The organism is Limosilactobacillus reuteri, assembly GCF_002254085.1.
Taxonomy (GTDB): Bacteria; Bacillota; Bacilli; order Lactobacillales; family Lactobacillaceae; genus Limosilactobacillus; species Limosilactobacillus reuteri_K.
This window is the reverse complement of record NZ_NGPY01000011.1, coordinates 77945-96432: the sequence shown is the minus strand read 5'-3', so window position 1 is coordinate 96432 and position 18488 is coordinate 77945. Positions and strand designations below refer to the sequence as shown.

General features: G+C 39.2%; 18 protein-coding genes and 1 other RNA gene. 10 read left to right on the top strand and 9 right to left on the bottom strand.

Going from position 1 to position 18488, the window contains the following annotated elements:
• Positions 1-98 precede the first annotated feature (98 nt).
• From CBG10_RS03000 to CBG10_RS02975, 6 genes are all read left to right on the top strand, one after another.
• Positions 99-944: a helix-turn-helix domain-containing protein gene (locus tag CBG10_RS03000; protein ID WP_094511626.1), complete on the top strand. Its 846-nt coding sequence runs from the start codon at positions 99-101 to the stop codon at positions 942-944.
• Between the two features lie 389 nt (positions 945-1333).
• Entirely contained in the window at positions 1334-2758 is a 1425-nt protein-coding gene (locus CBG10_RS02995) for a sugar porter family MFS transporter (RefSeq protein ID WP_094511625.1), read from the top strand.
• 12 nt (positions 2759-2770) lie between these two features.
• Positions 2771-4393 (top strand): xylulokinase, encoded by a 1623-nt coding sequence (locus tag CBG10_RS02990; RefSeq protein WP_094511623.1) that lies wholly within the window; start codon positions 2771-2773, stop codon positions 4391-4393.
• A gap of 3 nt (positions 4394-4396) precedes the next feature.
• Positions 4397-5125 carry an L-ribulose-5-phosphate 4-epimerase gene (locus CBG10_RS02985; protein WP_094511622.1) on the top strand — a complete coding sequence of 243 codons (729 nt, stop codon included), beginning with the start codon at positions 4397-4399 and terminating at the stop codon, positions 5123-5125.
• 53 nt (positions 5126-5178) lie between these two features.
• Entirely contained in the window at positions 5179-6600 is a 1422-nt protein-coding gene (araA, locus tag CBG10_RS02980; protein WP_094511621.1) for an L-arabinose isomerase, read from the top strand.
• Positions 6601-6686: 86 nt separating this feature from the next.
• Positions 6687-7256 (top strand): sugar O-acetyltransferase, encoded by a 570-nt coding sequence (locus CBG10_RS02975; RefSeq protein WP_094511620.1) that lies wholly within the window; start codon positions 6687-6689, stop codon positions 7254-7256.
• A gap of 88 nt (positions 7257-7344) precedes the next feature.
• Here the strand turns inward: CBG10_RS02975 and CBG10_RS02970 are convergent, their stop codons facing one another.
• The 7 genes from CBG10_RS02970 to CBG10_RS02945 form a co-directional block, all read right to left on the bottom strand.
• A complete protein-coding gene (locus tag CBG10_RS02970; RefSeq protein WP_094511618.1) occupies positions 7345-8187 on the bottom strand; it encodes an aldo/keto reductase in 843 nt (280 codons plus the stop codon).
• Positions 8180-9277: a GntR family transcriptional regulator gene (locus CBG10_RS02965; RefSeq protein ID WP_094502386.1), complete on the bottom strand. Its 1098-nt coding sequence runs from the start codon at positions 9275-9277 to the stop codon at positions 8180-8182. The genes CBG10_RS02970 and CBG10_RS02965 overlap by 8 nt, the downstream gene beginning before the upstream one ends.
• A gap of 110 nt (positions 9278-9387) precedes the next feature.
• Positions 9388-9876 (bottom strand): universal stress protein, encoded by a 489-nt coding sequence (locus tag CBG10_RS02960; RefSeq protein WP_003666602.1) that lies wholly within the window; start codon positions 9874-9876, stop codon positions 9388-9390.
• An 83-nt stretch (positions 9877-9959) separates the two neighbouring features.
• Positions 9960-10256: a hypothetical protein gene (locus CBG10_RS02955; protein WP_003666604.1), complete on the bottom strand. Its 297-nt coding sequence runs from the start codon at positions 10254-10256 to the stop codon at positions 9960-9962.
• 81 nt (positions 10257-10337) lie between these two features.
• Positions 10338-10525, bottom strand: a non-coding RNA gene (ssrS, locus tag CBG10_RS11810) — 6S RNA.
• A 36-nt stretch (positions 10526-10561) separates the two neighbouring features.
• The gene (locus CBG10_RS02950; protein WP_094501853.1) at positions 10562-11866 is read right to left on the bottom strand and encodes a replication-associated recombination protein A; all 1305 of its coding nucleotides are present in this window, start codon (positions 11864-11866) and stop codon (positions 10562-10564) included.
• A 3-nt stretch (positions 11867-11869) separates the two neighbouring features.
• A complete protein-coding gene (locus tag CBG10_RS02945) occupies positions 11870-12358 on the bottom strand; it encodes a YueI family protein (protein ID WP_094501855.1) in 489 nt (162 codons plus the stop codon).
• A gap of 133 nt (positions 12359-12491) precedes the next feature.
• Here CBG10_RS02945 and CBG10_RS02940 point away from each other — a divergent pair, with 133 nt between their 5' ends.
• Positions 12492-12764 carry a hypothetical protein gene (locus tag CBG10_RS02940; protein ID WP_094501857.1) on the top strand — a complete coding sequence of 91 codons (273 nt, stop codon included), beginning with the start codon at positions 12492-12494 and terminating at the stop codon, positions 12762-12764.
• A 218-nt stretch (positions 12765-12982) separates the two neighbouring features.
• Here the strand turns inward: CBG10_RS02940 and CBG10_RS02935 are convergent, their stop codons facing one another.
• Entirely contained in the window at positions 12983-13390 is a 408-nt protein-coding gene (locus CBG10_RS02935) for a VOC family protein (protein ID WP_094511616.1), read from the bottom strand.
• Between the two features lie 23 nt (positions 13391-13413).
• Entirely contained in the window at positions 13414-14157 is a 744-nt protein-coding gene (locus CBG10_RS02930) for a fructose permease (protein WP_019252597.1), read from the bottom strand.
• A 251-nt stretch (positions 14158-14408) separates the two neighbouring features.
• On the opposite strand from CBG10_RS02930, the gene yaaA reads away from it, so the two are divergent.
• The 3 genes from yaaA to frc all read left to right on the top strand — a co-directional run bounded on the left by yaaA (position 14409) and on the right by frc (position 18331).
• Positions 14409-15158 carry a peroxide stress protein YaaA gene (gene yaaA / locus CBG10_RS02925; protein WP_179225372.1) on the top strand — a complete coding sequence of 250 codons (750 nt, stop codon included), beginning with the start codon at positions 14409-14411 and terminating at the stop codon, positions 15156-15158.
• A 115-nt stretch (positions 15159-15273) separates the two neighbouring features.
• Positions 15274-17007 (top strand): oxalyl-CoA decarboxylase, encoded by a 1734-nt coding sequence (gene oxc / locus CBG10_RS02920; RefSeq protein ID WP_094508962.1) that lies wholly within the window; start codon positions 15274-15276, stop codon positions 17005-17007.
• Positions 17000-18331, top strand: coding sequence for a formyl-CoA transferase (frc, locus tag CBG10_RS02915; protein ID WP_179225371.1), 1332 nt, complete (start codon positions 17000-17002; stop codon positions 18329-18331). Before oxc ends, frc begins: the two co-directional genes overlap by 8 nt.
• Positions 18332-18488 lie beyond the last annotated feature (157 nt).

Below are 18488 nucleotides of genomic sequence, written 5' to 3'. Positions count from 1 at the left end.
TAATTTTTGTTGCTAATGGTGTATAATACGATTGGCAATGGTACAGTTCATAGAGTACATATTTTATATTCAACAATTATGATTAAGGAAGGTAAATAATGAAACTCCGAGGAGACGTATTAAAACAAATTCGTCGCAAGCGTGGATTGTCCCAAACAGCTTTAGCTGAAGGGATTTGTACTCAAGCGACAATCAGCCTAATGGAAAAACAAAATCGCTTACCCAAAATGGATATTTTAACGGCAATATGTGAACGCTTAAATATTTCTTCTGATCGAATTGTCGAAAATGAAGTTAGTGGAATTAATGAAACATTCAACCAAATTGTTGATAACTTGATTTCACGCAACTTTGAAGATGCTTCAGCGCTTTTGAAGAAGGTTCATGTAAAAAATCTAGAAAATGATTTTGATAAACAACGTTACTACTATCTAGTAGGAATGGTTCAAGTTGAAAATAACCAAATTGATGAAGCTATTTTTAATTTTGAACTTGTTCTAACTCAATTTGCTACTACTAGTGCTAATATTTATTTGGCTATGACAACTGTAGGAATGGCGCTTGCTTACTTAAAACGTGGTGATAAAGAACGAGCAGCACGTTTAACTAACCGGTCTGTAAAATTGATTGATAATAAAAAGTTAATTGGAAGCCTTTATCAATGGGCATCAATTGATTGTCAAATTGCAGAATTATATCTTCAACTTGAAGATCCTGATAATGCTATTGAGGTTGCTAATAAGGGAATTAAACTTTGTCGAGAACACGACTCATTATTCTTATTAGATGAACTATATCTTTGTATAGGTCGTAGCTACATCTTGAAGAACGATAAGGAAGAAGCTAAAAAAGCCTTAAAGATTGCTGAAAGTCTTAGTATCGCTCGTAATGGATCAGTCATGGAAGATACAATTTTATTAGAATTAAAGAATCTAGAAATTTAATTAAAATATGTGTAACTAAAAAACGAAGCTGGGAGATGATTGATATGTCTCAGCTTCGTTTTTTAGTATAAGCTTAAATATTTATCCGTATAAATAATTAATAAAAATTTAATTGATTTTTAAAAGCTAATTCCAGTTTGTGTGCATTAAACGGGAATTAGTCTTTTTTAGTAGTAAAAAAATAAAAATATTTTTCACATGCATAACAGCTTCTAAGTACAAGATAGACACAGGATTGTTAAATGTATAAAATGACTTTTCACAATTGGTCATTACTAATTTGTGGATATACACTTGATTTATACGTATAAATATTCTATATTAATAGTTGTTCAATGAAAGCGCGTTCATGTTCATAAAAAACTATTACTTTTTAATTTTTAAGGAGGATGAATGTAATGGCTAAAGCCGAGAAGAAAATATCAAGTGCATTTATCTACTTCTTCGGATCATTTGGGGGCATCCTATTTGGTTACGATATCGGTGTTATGACTGGTGCCTTACCTTTCTTACAAGCTGACTGGCACCTTGAAAATGCAGCTTCTCTCGTTGGGTGGATTACTTCAGCAGTTATGTTTGGGGCAATCTTCGGGGGCGCATTAGCCGGACAACTTTCTGATAAGTTTGGTCGGCGGAAAATGATTTTAATGTCTGCGATTGTATTCATGGTATTCTCAGTTTTATCTGGTGTTTCACCAGACATGGGCGAAGCAAGTGCCTACTATCTAATTATCGTTCGGATGCTTTTAGGTTTAGCGGTAGGGGCTGCCTCAGCTTTAGTACCAGCTTATATGTCCGAAATGGCACCAGCTAAAGCGCGTGGACGTTTATCTGGACTCAACCAAACGATGATTGTTTCTGGAATGTTATTGTCATATGTCGTTGACTTCTTATTGAAAGACCTTCCTGGTGAATGGGCATGGCGTCTTATGTTAGGATTGGCAGCTGTTCCTGCTTTAATCTTATTCCTTGGTGTTCTTCGCTTACCAGAATCTCCACGGTTCTTATTACGCAAGGGTGATGAAGCACAAGCGCGAAAAGTTCTTTCTTACATTCGTAAAAATCCAGCTGATATTGACCAGGAATTAGCAAGTATTAAAGAAACTGCTAAAGAAGAACGACAAGCAAATCAAAAGACAAGTTGGTCAACCTTATTCAGTGGAAAGTATCGTTACTTAGTTATTGCTGGGGTTGGGGTTGCAGCCTTCCAACAATTCCAAGGTGCAAACGCGATCTTCTACTATATTCCATTAATTGTTCAAAAGGCAACTGGCCAAGCTGCTTCTTCAAACTTAATGTGGCCAATTGTTCAAGGGATCATCTTAGTTATTGGTTCCCTGGTTTACATGTGGATTGCTGATAAATTTAACCGACGGACATTGTTAATGGTTGGTGGTGCAGTCATGGGACTTTCTTTCATTCTTCCAGCCGTTATTAATTGGGTGATGCCAAATATGAATCCGATGACAATTGTTGTGTTCTTATGTATTTATGTTGCTTTTTACTCCTTCACATGGGCTCCGTTAACATGGGTGCTTGTTGGTGAAATCTTCCCACTAGCTATCCGGGGTCGTGCATCTGGTTTAGCTTCATCATTTAACTGGATTGGATCATGGTTAGTTGGTCTTATCTTCCCAATTATGACTGCAAGCATGCCACAAGAAGCTGTTTTCGCGATCTTCGGAATTATCTGTATCTTAGGAGTTATCTTTGTTAAGACCTGTGTTCCTGAAACTCGTGGTCACACTCTTGAAGAAATTGAAGATCAAGGAACAAACCGTGGTCGAGTAAAAGCCAGCAATCCTGAAAATTAGGAGGAATACTCTATGAATTTACGTGAAACAGCGACACAGTTAAAAAATGGTCAGACTTCACTTGGAATTGAATTAGGCTCTACCCGAATTAAAGCAGTTTTGGTTAATCCTGATTTCGAAACTATTTCTTCTGGAAGCTATACCTGGGAAAACCAATTAAAAAATGGAATCTGGACATACCCGCTGGATCAAGTTTGGGAAGGAATTCAAACTGCTTATGCCAAGATTAAAGCAGATGTCCAAAGTAAGTACCATGTGAGCTTGGATGAAATTAGTTCAATTGGTGTCAGTGCTATGATGCATGGGTATCTACCGTTTGATAAAAATAACCAATTACTTGTTCCCTTTAGAACCTGGCGGAACAACATTACCGAAGAATCTGCAGATAAGTTAACTGATTTATTTGATTTTAATATTCCACAGCGATGGAGTATTGCTCACCTCTACCAAGCAATTTTGAACAAGGAACCGCATGTTAAAGATATTGATTTCATTACAACTTTAGCTGGTTATGTTCACTGGAAGCTTTCGGGTGAAAAAGTTTTAGGAATTGGAGATGCATCAGGAGTATTTCCAATCAATGATCAAACATTAACTTATCGTCAAGACTTTATTGAAAAATTCAACTCATTACCAGAAGTTGAACAATACCCATGGCAACTTAAGAATATTTTGCCTGCAGTCCTGGTAGCTGGACGCGATGCAGGTCACTTAACTGCTGATGGAGCAAAATTACTTGATCCAAGTGGAACTTTACAAGCCGGTAGTTTGATGGCCCCTCCAGAAGGGGATGCAGGAACTGGAATGGTTGGAACTAACAGTGTTCGAAAACGGACAGGAAATATTTCAGTTGGAACTTCAGCCTTCTCAATGAATGTGTTGGATGCTCCATTAAAGAAACTCCACCGTGATATTGATATTGTTACTACGCCAACTGGTGATCCAGTAGCCATGGTTCATATCAATAATTGTTCCTCAGATATTAACGCTTGGGTTGGATTATTTAGGGATTTTGCTAATGCAATTGGAGCCAAGATTGATACTAATACGCTTTACGAGACCCTATTTGATTCAACGGTTCATTCCGACCCAGATGCGGGTGGATTGATTAACTATAGTTACCTTTCTGGTGAAAATATTACCAAGATTCAAGAAGGCCGTCCCTTATTTGTCCGTACTCCAAATAGTAAGATGAACCTCGCTAACTTCTTCCTTACTCAACTCTATGCAGCATTTGCGCCATTGAAGATTGGGATGGATATCTTACTAAATGAAGAACACGTTCAAACCGATGTCATGGTTGCGCAAGGAGGACTCTTTGGGACACCAGTTATTGGGCAACAAGTTTTGGCAAATGCCTTAAATATCCCAATTACAATCATGAATACTGCTAGTGAAGGTGGACCATGGGGAATGGCAGTCCTTGCTAAGTACGCTGAGACTTACGGAAAAGAATCCCTAGCAGATTACCTTGACGAAAAAGTCTTTAAGAATCCAGAAAGTATGACGCTTACACCAGAACCTGCTGGTGTAAAGGGATATGAAAGCTTTATTACTCGTTACCAAGCAGGCTTACCTGTTGAAGCATTAGCTGGTGATGACATTAATGAACGTGAAGAGAAAGGGAGTAAATAGTACATGTTAGAAGAGTTAAAGAAAGAAGTTTATGAAGCAAATATGCGGCTTTCTAAACTAGGCCTTGTTTCCTTTACCTGGGGCAATGTTTCAGGAATTGACCGTGAAAAAGGATTGTTTGTTATTAAACCTTCTGGAGTTCCATATGAAGAGATGAAGCCGGAAGATATGGTTGTTGTCAACTTGGATGGTGAGGTAGTCGAAGGTGACTTGAATCCATCCAGTGATACTCCTACTCACACTTACCTTTATAATCATTTCCCAAAGATTGGTGGAGTCGTTCATACTCATTCACCATGGGCAGTAGCATTTGCAGCTGCACGGATGGATGTTCCAGCAATGAATACCACGCACGCTGATACTTTCTATACTGATGTCCCAGCCGCTGATGCTTTGACGAAGGAAGAAATTGAAGAAGACTATGAAGGTAATACAGGAAAGGTAATCGTTCGTTCATTTAAGGAACGGGGCTTGGACTATGAAGCAACCCCAGCGGCATTAGTAATGCAACATGGTCCATTTACCTGGGGGCCAACACCTGACAAAGCCGTTTATAATGCTAAGGTGTTAGAAGTTGTGGCAGAAGAAGATTATCATGCAATGCAATTAACGCACCAAGATCTTCACTTACCACAATACTTATTGGACAAACACTATTACCGCAAGCATGGGGCGAATGCATATTACGGACAAAATAATGCGCATTCAAAAGATCATGCAGCTCACGCTTAATTAATTTGGTAGCTACATTTAAAAACTTTTTAGGATAAAAGGAGTGTAATCTCATGGATATTAAGAATTACGAATTTTGGTTTGTTACTGGTAGTCAATTCCTTTACGGTGAAGAACAATTAAAATCAGTTGCTGCGGATGCTGAAGATATTGTTAATAAATTAAATGAAAGTGGTAAGTTGCCTTACAAGGTTGTCTTCAAGGGTGTTATGACAACTGCTGAAGGAATCACTAAGTTTATGAAGGAAGCTAACTATAATGACAATGTTGCCGGTGTTATGATGTGGATGCATACCTTCTCACCAGCAAAGAACTGGATTCGGGGAACTAAGCTTTTGCAAAAGCCACTACTTCATTTGGCAACCCAATACTTGAACAAGATTCCATATGACACCATTGACTTTGATTACATGAACTTAAACCAATCAGCTCATGGTGACCGTGAATATGCTTACATTAACGCTCGTTTACAAAAGCATAACAAGATTGTTTATGGCTTCTGGGGTGATGAAGAAGTTCAAGAAGAAATCGCTGACTGGCAAAATGTTGCGGTTGCTTACAACGAAAGCTTTAACATTAAGATTGTTCGTTTTGGTGATACAATGCGGAATGTTGCCGTTACTGAAGGTGACAAGGTTGAAGCCCAAATGTTCCTTGGCTGGACTGTTGACTACTGGCCAGTAAGTGACTTGGTTGAATATGTAAATGGTATCAGTGAAGATGAAATTGATGCTGCTTACAAGGACTTAGCAAGTCGTTACGAAATGGTCCAAGGTGACAATACTAAGGAACACTATGAACACTCAGTTCGTTACCAACTTCGTGAATACCTTGGTTTGAAGAAGTTTATGGATGAAAAAGGCTACACTGGCTTTACCACTAACTTTGAAGACTTACATGGTCTTGAAGAATTGCCTGGCTTAGCTGCTCAATTATTGATGCGTGATGGCTACGGCTTTGGTGCTGAAGGTGATTGGAAGTCTGCCGGCATGGACCGCTTATTGAAGATTGCAGCGGATAATGTTGCCACTGCCTTTATGGAAGACTACACATTAGATCTTCGTCCAGGTCACCAAGCAATTCTTGGTTCACATATGCTTGAAGTTGACCCAACAATTGCTTCAGATAAGCCACGGGTTGAAGTTCACCCATTAGACATTGGTGGTAAAGATGACCCAGCACGGTTAGTATTTACTGGTCGGGAAGGTAAGGCTGTCGATGTTACCCTTTCATACTTCAACGATGGTTACAAGGTTATTGGTTACTCAGTTGATTGTCACAAGCCAGAAGCTGAAACGCCTCATCTTCCAGTTGCTAAGCAGTTATGGACGCCAACTGTTGGCTTAAAGGAAGGTGCTGAACGCTGGATGCACGCTGGTGGCGGTCACCACACAATCTTGAGTTTCAGTTTGAAGCCACAACAAATTAAAGATCTTTTCGGAATGTTAGATGTTAAGGTTGATTTTATTGAATAGTTAATTTTAATTGAAAATCCTCAAAATGGTTCTACTCGGCAAACCTCGAGACGAGTAGAATCATTTTTTATCAGGAGATGGAAATAATGAAAACTGAAAAAGAGAAAATGCTAGCAGGGGAAGTTTTTAATGTTTATGATCCTGAATTAGTTAAAGAGCGTCAATATGCCCGCCAATTAGTTGAACGATTTAATGCTCTTGGTGAAATGAACCCGACTGCAAGCAATACAGTGATTCGTCGACTATTTGGACACGTTGGCGCAAAGTGTGAAGTTCATCCGCAATTCAAGTGCGATTATGGTTATAACATTTATGTAGATGATGATTTCTTCGCTAACTATGATTGTGTCATGCTTGATGTAAGCCCAATTCGGATTGGGAAGCATTGTTTATTGGGACTGCGCATACAGATTTATACTGTCAATCATCCCCTTGACCCACGATTACGATGCAATGGAGCTTACGGCCAAAGTAAGGATGTCACTATTGGGGATGACGTATGGATTGGTGGGGGATCCATTATTTGTCCAGGTGTAACTTTGGGTAATAATGTAATTGTTGGTGCTGGAAGTGTAGTGACAAAGTCGTTTGGTGATAATGTTGTTATTGCCGGTAATCCAGCACGGATCATTAAAGAGAATCCATATGTAGAATAATTGATTATTTCCCGGGTTATTTTTAACGCAAAAAGGGAACTAAGATATGGTCATGTGACGGCCGTTATCTTAGTTCCCTTTATCATTCTTAATATTTAAGGTTATATTCGTAAACTAGCGCTGGTTCTTTACCTACGCGTGTAAAGTTATTTAAGTTATTGATAGCAGTCATTTCCTCGTCGCTTAATATGAAGTCATAGATGTTAATATTTTGCTTGATTCGCGCTTCATGAACTGACTTCGGAATGAAGGCGACCCCGCTTTGCAAATGCCAGCGGAGGACGACCTGGGCGACAGACTTATGATGGTTAGCAGCGATCTTATTGAGGGTTGGATTATCGAGGATGGTTCCACGCCCAAGCGGACTCCACGCCTGTGTAACAATATCATGTTCCTTATCGTATTGGAGCAAGGGTTGTTGGTTGAGGCGTGGGTGACGTTCAATTTGATTGATGACGGGCATCTCATGTGCTTGGGTAGCAAGATATTGGAGGTGGATCATTTGGTAGTTACTAACACCAATTGAACGAGTCAGACCTTCTTTCTTTAATTCTTCAAGGGCTGCCCAGGTGTCAAAGAAAGCTCGTTCAATTGGCCAATGAATAAGCAGAAGGTTAACATAATCGAGTTTCAACTTTTGAAGGGAGTCTTTAACAGAGGTGATTGTTTGCTTAAACCCTTGATTAGGTTCCGATACTTTTGTGGTAATGAAAAGTTCCTCACGGGATAAGCCAAGCTCCTGTAAAGCGTTCCCGACCTCTGCTTCGTTTTTATATAATTGCGCGGTATCAAAAAGACGATAGCCAGCATCATAGGCATACTTTATCGCGGAGGTAATCGTACTTTGATCAGTGATTTTATATAAGCCAAATCCTTCTTGAGGCATTGATTGACCATCAGCAAGTAATAATTGTTTTACTTCATTATTCATTGGTATTCTCCTTTGTAATAAGCGGAGCAGTCGATTGTCCCTTAATTATTGTTGGGGTATAAACTTTTGAAGTGACTTCTTCGCCTGCAATCATTTTTAAGATCATTTTCCCAGCATCTTCACCTAGTTGACGTTTGGGGTGATTAGCTGTAGTGAGGCTAGGGGAGATAATTTGTGCCATTTCATAGTTATCAAAACCTATTACTGAAATATCAGTCGGCACTTGTTTTCCCTGTTTCTGAAGATGACTAATAACTCTTGTTGCAAGGCGGTCATTATAGCAGGCAATAGCAGTAATATCATTATTACTATTAAGCATCATATCGATTTTTTTAATAATATCTTCGTAATTTTCGCTCGATTGGTACATAATAACATTTGATTTAGTGGTGGGGATATTATTATCTTGATATGTTTTGATCATTCCAGCCATGCGGTCAACCCCTTGTTGATCATCTATTTGGAATACTCCTAAAATATTAGTGTGTCCAAGACTGAAGAGGTATTTCACTAAACCCTCCTCTGCTTCCCGATCTTTTGTCAGTAAAGAAGGAAAATCAAAGCCAGGATAAGTGGAGTGAAATAGGATTGTTGGAATTTTATATTTCTGGACTTGACGATAAAGGTCTAAGTTAGGATTAGGCATGGCGCTTTCCGTCGGCTCAATAATTAATCCAGCAATTTGAAGATCCAACATATTTAAGATTGTTTGGCGTTCGCGTTTATGGTCATTAAGCGTATTCCCAACGATCATTGAGTAACCTTGTTCTGTTACTATACTATCAATTCCGGAAATGATTGGAGGAAAGATATAGTCAGCCATATGAGTGCTGATTACCCCAATGATTTTATTCTTTTCACTTTTTGTCCAATCACGTTGCCAGTCTTGAACAAACATCCCACCACCTTGAATACGGTAAATATAGTGCTCGTTTTCAAGGTCGCCAACAGCGCGACGAATTGTATAACGTGACACATTAAAACGCTTCATTAAGGCACTTTCAGTTGGCAGTTTTTCATTGATTTTATATTTTCCATCAATAATTTCGTTTCGTAAAGTTTGCTTTACTGTTTCATATTTCACTTCCAATGCTTTGCGCTCCTATCTTAATAAAAGTAGTTTTGAATAATAAAAAATGCTCCATATAATTAGCAACCTGCTAACGCTTATGAAGCATTTGATTGATTTTATCTTGATATTTAGAACCGACGCTTCTTTGGATTTTCGATTGGCTTGTTATCCAAATCGGTCCGTACTACTAGAACATCGCAAATTGCTGTTCGGGTAACAAATTCGGTAACGGAACCGATCAAAATTCGTTCAACAGCGTTTAGCCCAGTAGCACCAATCATGATGAGGTCAGCACCCATTTCCTTTGGCATATCCCGAGCAATAATTGTCTTTGGAGCACCATATTCAATGGAGTAACTAGCATTTTCAACACCGTGCTCTTTAGCATAGTCGATGTACTTGTCTAAAGTCTTCTTTGCAGTTTCTGTAACTTGTTCAACCATTGAAGTATCGAAACTAGAAATGTTCTGGAATGCACGTGTGTCAACAACGTGAAGTAAACGTAATTCAGTGTCTGCACCATTACGTTTTGCTACAGCAACAGCTTTCTTAAAAGCTAATTCGGCTTCTTTAGAACCGTCAACAGGAACTAAAATGTGTTTGTATTCTTGTGCCATAATTGTAGTGCCCTCCTGAAATCTTTATATTATATACTTATTATACACTTTTTCACTATTGAGCGTAAAGCGCCTACGAAACATTACTTGCGATGATTTATGCGAAAATCAGCAGTAATTGCGAAAGCCATTAATGTTTCGCTGACACAGCCGATGATTACCATAATAACTAGGAATCCAGTGTTGTTTGTCCATCCAGAAATGATGCTTAGAATACCGACGATGGTCATCACAATTCCCCAATTTTTTAATTGTGGAGCTAGATATTTGCTTTTAGTAGGGTCAAAAACAAGAAATGGCTTATGGATGTGAGTTAAGAGAAAGATTCCTTCAAAAAGAGCAATCAAACCAAACAGGGTCATTAGAAGTGGTAACAACATAAAAATCTATCCTATCTATAATGAAATTAAAATGAGGGTGAGAAAAAGCAAAAATCTTTCTCACCCTCACTAAATATGTACGAAAACTCCGTTGGTGCCGTTAATTGTCATTCAGTGTTGACCTGTGTTTAAGACAGGTGGGACACGGCTGCCTAATATTCAACTACCAAGTGTAAAGGCATGTTGTCCAAAAAGCAATGCACTAGTCCCAAAGTAATAAGACTGTAAGGCAAACCTGCGTTTAGACAACGCGTACACTACAGAATTTTCACTTTTATAATAGCATTTTTAAGTGGTTGGTGCAATTATTTGCTCGGGTGATGTTTACCTCGTAAAGTATGTTGCTGGGCCTTCCGTAATTGCCAATATTGCCGGCCTAAACTGGCTTCAAAACGACCATTATTTTTTGGCTGGTAATATTGAGCATCTTTGATTCGGTCAGGTAAGTATTGTTGAGCTACCCAATCTTGGGGATAGTCATGGGGGTAATCATAATCTATCCCATGACCTAACTTAGCAGCTCCCTTATAATGGGCATCTTTAAGGTGAGCTGGAACGTCACCAAAGCCACCTTGGCTAACCTGAGCAAGAGCTTCGTCAATTGCATTAATTCCCGAATTGGATTTTGGTGACAGGCATAATTCGATGACAGCATCTGCTAAGGGAATTCGTGCCTCCGGAAAGCCAACTCGTTCTGCCGTTTGAACTGCCGTAACAGCTCGTTGTACAGCAGGCATATTGGCGAGCCCGATATCTTCGTAGGCTGTGACCATTAAACGTCGTGCAATAATAGGCAGGTCACCGGCTTCAATTAAACGTGCAAGATAGTGGAGGGCTGCATCAGTATCTGACCCGCGAATAGACTTTTGAAAGGCTGAGATGACATCATAATGAGCATCGCCATCTTTATCAGCGGATAACGCCTTCTTTTGGACGCTTTCTTCGATAATTGGTAGCGTAAGATGTATTTTCCCATCTTCACTTGGATCAGTTGATTTGGCAGCAAGTTCTAATCCATTTAAGGCACTTCGAAGATCACCATTGGTCGCTGCTACTAGTTGGTCCTCAGCATTTTCTTCAAGGACTAATGGTAAATTACCTAAGCCGCGTTCCTTATCAACCAATGCATGCTGGATAGCAATCTTCATCTCATCAGTCGAAAGCGGGTGAACCGGAAAAATTTGGGTTCGGCTACGGATTGCGGGATTAATGCTGATATATGGATTTTCTGTTGTCGCTCCGATGAGGATGATTCGTCCATTTTCGAGGTGCGGAAGAAGAAAATCTTGTTTTCCTTTATCTAACCGATGAATTTCGTCGAGTAGTAAGATTACCGTCCCGCTCATCTTAGCTTCTTCTGCGACAATTTGTAAATCCTTTTTTGTATCAGTTGCCGCATTTAGTTTTCGAAAAGCATATTTAGTTGAACCGGCAATCGCACTGGCAATACTAGTCTTACCAGTGCCAGGAGGACCGTACAGAATCATTGAAGAAAGCATTTTTGCTTTAACCATGCGTGAGATGATTTTACCTGGTCCCACAAGGTGCTGTTGACCGACCACTTCATCTAACGTTCGTGGTCGCATTCGATAAGCAAGTGGTTGTTGCATATATTAGCCACGGTCCTTTCTATGGAAGAGGTGGTGGAAAAAGCTTTGATGTTGAGCATTTGTTTTTTCAGCCGTATGATTATTTGAATTTACCAGATTAGGATATCGTTTTTTGACGTCGACTGGTGATTGGTAAACAGCTGTTTTTGCTGCTACGACAACTGCTAATGAATCTGGATCAGTTTTATATTCGGGATCGGTTTTTAACGTAAACTGAGCATTATCTTTAGCAGCAGTTTGAATGTATGGATGAATTTTGTCGTGAGGGAGATTACCGTTGATAAAAACTAGGTTGCCAATTCCACGATCTAACTCGGCAGTTAATGCCTTTGTCCAATCTTGTTCCTGTAGTTCTTGAACACTAATTGTTAGACAGACGCGTTCACGGAATGTTCCGAGGTATTTTCGCTGTTCATCGGGCTTGATTTTTGGTGTACCGTAAACAGCATTGTCAATTCGCTGTTGAGCAGCACTTTTTTCTTGTTCAGACATATTGAACGCCTCCTTATCATGCAATTGTAACACGAAATGCCAAAAACTATATTCCTTGATAATATTATAATTTTTGTTATATCATGACTATGAAGAAACAAAAGTAGGCTAACATATAAGGGAAGTGATTTTTATGTTTAGTGCAGTATTTTGGGTTTTAGCATTTTGGTTTATTGTCAATCTAGTCTGGACAATTGCACGCCTTAATAATCGGATGATGTCAAGAACGTTTGCCTGGATAAATGTAGTGGCAGTAGTAATTGGCTTTTGGACGTTTTATGCTGCCAGCAATGGCGGGGGCGGAATTGCTCCTTGGTTTCGCTTGATGAATTGGGCTAACATTGTTCTTGCCATTTTTCAATTTTATAACGGCTATCGTCCACATCAGTATGGTAAAAAATCATAGCTCTAATTAAAAAGCTTATAAAAAGGCGAGGCTGGGAGAAAATTTTTGTTTTCTCTCAGCCTCAACTGCTTTTATGAACAATAGAAAGATAACGTGGAAAATAACCACAAGGCTCGAGTCTAAGTACGAACGATAATCAGCCCGTGCCGTGCTAATCATCGTCCTAGCTTAGCCAACCGCCTTGTCGAGGAGGTTATTTTCCACTCCTCTTTGGTGTTTTATTTTACAATTTCACAGAATTCGATTGTTTCACTGTTAGGACCTTCAATGTTGAAGAACTTAATTCCTTTATCCCAGAAGTCAAGGTGTTGAACTTCATTGTCCTTTAGTTTGAAACCTTCAGCCTTAGCAGCCTTGAAAGCCGCATCAGCATCGCTAGTATTAAGAGAAATATGGTTAATAGCACCCGTTTCGTGAACGGCACCGTCACCAGTCCAGATTTCTAAAGTGAGGTGGCCATACTGCATGAAAACAACTTCATTTCCTTGATCATCAGTATCAAATTCACCAAGCTTCTTGAAACCAAGCTTTTCCCAAAAAGCAATTGTTTTTGCCATATCATCGGTTGGAATCCCAATGTGTTGTACATCGTTAAAGTAACCTGCTAAACTCTTGTTAAATGCCATAATAAATCACTCCTGTATAAATTTTAATTACCAATATCAAGTGCCTGGTGCTTTAATTTAGGGAAGATATAACGGTCTGCCCAACCAGTAATTGCACCTTGGAAGGCAAGGGCAAATAATGTTCCTAATCCAAAGTTGTAAACACCACCTTGCATGAAGGCAGCAATAATTGCCATAATTGTTGGTGGAATGTATGATAACCACATCGCAATCGTTGCGTTACCATGGCAATAACGGAAACGAATTATTTGGAAAAGGTCATCAGCGGGGTGTAACACGAGGTTGACACGCTGATAAATTGAAATGGCGGTTCCAATGAAAGCAACTCCTAAGAAGTTAATGAAAACATATAGGATAATCATCGGTAAAGTAGTGGCGTCCGGCATAATTCGGTTAAAAATGTCAGAGAACCACTGGATAAAAATAGAAAATGGCAACATGAAAATAAAATTACCACCAATTCGTCGCCAGTCCCACTTATGCATCAAAATTGCGTTTAGGACAGAAGTTAACATCCCTAAGACCATGAAAGCCCAGAAAAGGGTCATGGAATTATTCCCTAAAACGGCAATCCCTAGGTTGTTTTCTGCGGCTGTCCAATAAGCGGAGCCAAGAAATTGTGGATGAACGTGTGAACTTGTAACAAGTGTTAGAACGTTCCCCATTGAGTTAATAACAATTGATAGTGCAAAGAATGCCCAACTAGCAGTTAATGAAATTGTTCGCTCGGCAACTTGACCTTGTACTGGAACTTTTTCTTGTTCCATTGTATTCTCCCTTCCAACTTGACCAATCATTTGGTGAAGTTATTCACTTTCTCTCTACGATGAATTAATTTACAACCATCAAAAAAACTTGTCAAGCGCTTCATAAGTTGAAATGACGGGATTTATCCTATACCAAAATTATTGAAACGATTTACTGAAAGCGTAATCATTAAGCGGATGTAGGAAACGTAAATCTAATTAGACCAATTAACTGAAAAAGCTTACAAAAAAATTTTGAAAGGATGAGATATGTGAAAATAATCATTTCTCCTGCACGAACAATGCAAGTTGATACCGATTCCTTACTTTACAAAGATTTGCCGAAATTTATTCAGCAAACAAAAGATATTTTAAGTTGGATGAGGAGTTTATCTTATGATGAGTTACACAAAGTATGGGGGAATTGCAGCTCGCGTTTAGCGATGAAAAATTATCAATGGCTCCAACAAATGGATCTTCAACGAAAGCTGACGCCAGCAATTATTGCCTTTACTGGGCTGCAATATCAATATATGGCGCCAAGCGTTTTTTCAAATAATGGGCTGCAATATGTTCAAGACAATTTACGGATATTATCAGGATTTTATGGTATTTTATGGCCGTTTGATGGAATAATACCTTATCGCTTAGGGATGGGTGACATGGCGCCAGTGAATGGATATAAAAACCTTTATGACTTTTGGGGAGAAAAACTTTATCATGAACTCTATAAGAATAATGATTTAGTAATTAGTTTAGCCTCGGTCGAATACGAAAAGGCGGTTACTCCTTATCTACAAACTCAAGATCGATTTATCAAATGTATTTTTGGCGAAGAAATAGATGGGAGAATAAAACAAAAAGCAACATTAGCTAAAATGGCGCGTGGGAACATGGTGCGATATTTAGCAGAAAATCAAATTCAAACAATTGAAGGGGTCAAACAGTTTAATGTCGGCGGTTACCATTTTCGGGAAGATCTGTCTACTGATGAAAAATTAGTTTTCGAACTAGTGAAGTAAAAGTAATCATATTATTTGCCAATCTTTTTGAATTGTCTTATAAAAGAATTGTATACAAAACTATCAACAGTGCACTGATTCTATTAAATTTTTAATGATAGAAGGGAGTCAAATTATGGTAGGCGATTCTTTAAATAAGACAGGTGCCAATTTATTAATCAAGACCTTGCAAGAGAATAATATTAACCGGATGTATGGAATAGTTGGAATCCCGGTAACCGATTTAGCGCGGCTCGCTGAATTACGCGGAATGAAATATTATGGTTTTCGCCGTGAAGATTCAGCAGTTAATGCCGCCGCAGCAACTGGTTACTTAACGCAAAAACCTGGCGTTGCATTAACTGTTTCAGCACCCGGTTTTTTGAATGGATTAACAGCTTTGGCTCAAGCTACTAAGAATTGTTTTCCATTAATTATGATTTCAGGTTCGTCTGAACGCCATATTATTGACTTATCACAGGGCGATTATGAAGGGCTCGACCAATATAATGCGGCGAAACCCTTCTGCAAAAAAGCTTATCGGGTTGATCGAGCAGAAGATATGGGATTAGTTGTTGCAAGAGCCATTCGGACAGCAGTTTCCGGTCGCCCTGGTGGTGTTTATCTTGATATTCCAGCTGACACAATTGTTCAAGAAGATGCTGCTGCTGATCAATCTAATTTAGGTGTTTATAAGTTAGTTGATCCTGCCCCTAAGCAGGTGCCTAATAATGAAGCAATATCACGAGCGGTTGATTTAATCAAAAATGCAAAAAAGCCCCTTATTATTTTAGGAAAAGGGGCTGCCTATGATCGAACCGAAAAACAAGTGCAACAATTAGTAGCTGAAACGAATATTCCATTTTTGCCAATGTCGATGGCAAAAGGGCTAATCCCAGATGATAGTCCTCATTCTGCTGCAGCGGCTCGTTCTCTTTCACTACGAAATGCTGACGTAGTAACTGTAATTGGTGCGCGCTTAAACTGGATGCTTTCATATGGGGATGCACCACAATTTAACCCGCAAGCAAAATTTATTCAGCTAGACATCGATGCCACGCAGTTTGATTCCTCACAGCCAATTAGTGCCCCGCTCCAAGGAGACCTTAAGTCGATTTTAGATAAATTGGTTCCAGCGCTATTGGCAACTGGATATCAAGCGCCCGAAGAATGGTTAGAGCAAATTGCGCAAGATACTGAGAAAAATGACAAAAAATTCGCGCAACGAATTGCTAATGGTAAAGTAGCACAAAAATTTGGCTATTATGGAGCAATTGCGCCTATTGCTGAATACTTCCAACAACATCCAGATACCTATCTAGTCAGTGAGGGAGCTAATACGCTTGACATTGGACGAGATATGATTGGAATGCAACTCCCCCGTCATCGACTCGACACGGGAACTTGGGGCGTCATGGGTATTGGCCTTGGTTATGCAATTGCGGCGGCAGTTGAAACAGGGAAACACGTTGTTGCGCTTGATGGTGATAGTGCATTTGGTTTTGATGGGATGGAGATTGAAACGATTTGTCGATATAAGTTGCCAATTACGGTCGTTATTATCAATAATGGCGGAATATATAACGGAATCGGCCAAGTTGTTCCCGATCAAATTGGGCCAACTACTCTTGATCCAACTGCCAGGTATGATTTAATGGCTAAGGCCTTTGGTGGTGATAATTATTTTGTAAGTAATTACGATGAGATGAAAAATGTTTTTGCAAGAGCTGTTGACTCGGGACGACCAAATATTATTAATGTTCAAATTGCACCATCGATGGGAAAAGAATCTGGGCATATTGGAAATCTAAATCCAAAGCTTAATTTACAACCACTTGAAGAAAATGAGAGGAGCCATCATAATGACTGAACAAAGTGAAAATGCACCATTAAAAGGAATTAAAGTTGTTGACTGGACACAGGTTCAATCGGGGCCTTCCTGTACTCAGCTTTTAGCATGGCTAGGAGCGGATGTGATTAAAATTGAACGGACTAATACCGGAGACCCAACTCGTAATGAACTGCTTGATATTAAAGATTCATGGAGTCTTTATTATTTACAATTAAACGCAAATAAAAAATCATTAACTCTTGATATTAAAACCCCAGAAGGTCAAAAAATAATGTATGACTTACTCAAGAAGGCTGATGTTTTTGTGGAGAATATCAGGCCTGGTGCGGCGACTAGGGCAGGTTTTGGCTGGGAAAAAGTACACGAATTAAATCCGCGTTTAATTATGGCCTCGTTAAAAGGGTTTAATAAGGGATCACGTTTTGCCAATGTAAAAGCCTTTGAACCGGTTGCGCAATCTGCTGGTGGTGCAGCTTCGGCAACGGGATGGAATGAAGGGGATGCAAATATCCCAACGCAGTCAGCGGCCGCATTAGGAGATTCTAACTCTGGAATGCATTTAACGATTGCAATTTTAGCTGCTTTGCTACAGCGAGAGCACACTGGTAAAGGAAGCTATGTTTATCAATCAATGCAGGATGCAGTTATTAACCTTTGTCGGATTAAATTGCGGGATCAATTGATGTTAGACAATCTCGGAGCATTGCCATTCTATGCAGTCTATCCTAACTATAAATGGGGAAAAGCAATTCCGAGGTCCGAAAATAGTGAAGGCGGGCAAGTGATTGGCTGGACTTATAAGGCAAAAGGTTGGGAAACGGATCCTAATGCCTATGTTTATATTGTTATCCAAAATAAAAACAAAAGCTGGGAAACAATTGCTAATACGATGGGCCATCCCGAATGGGCTACTGATGAACGCTTTAAGGATTGGGAGCATCGCCAGCTCCATAAGCAAGAAATTTACCCTTTGATTGAATCGTATACCAAGAATTACGATAAGTATGAGTTAACTAAAAAACTTGGAGAAGCTGGCATACCAGTCGGCCCAGTTTTAGATTGGCACGAGCTTGAAAATGATCCAGACTTAAATAAAGACGGTACCCTGGTTAAGATTAATCAGGGAGGAAATCGCGGCGAATTTAAGACGGTAGGGATGCCGTTTACGATGTCAAACTATAAACCAACCTATAAGCGAGCCCCAGATCTTGGTGAAAATAATAAAGAGATTCTATCTTCGCTTGGTTATGATCCTGAACAAATTGAAGAATTAGTAGCTAAGGGCGTAATCTCAAAAGTGGAAAAGCCTCATAATCCACGGACAAAAGTTATTAAGTATTAACTATGGTTTATGCTGATAAAAGAAAAGAGATCGGAAAATTGAATTTTTCGGTCTCTTTTACATCTTTGAAGATATACTGGTTTTTTTGCATTGTTCGTTTTTACGGATATTTGCATTAGATTATAGGTTGTTTTTAGAGCTTTTTGCGATAAAAACG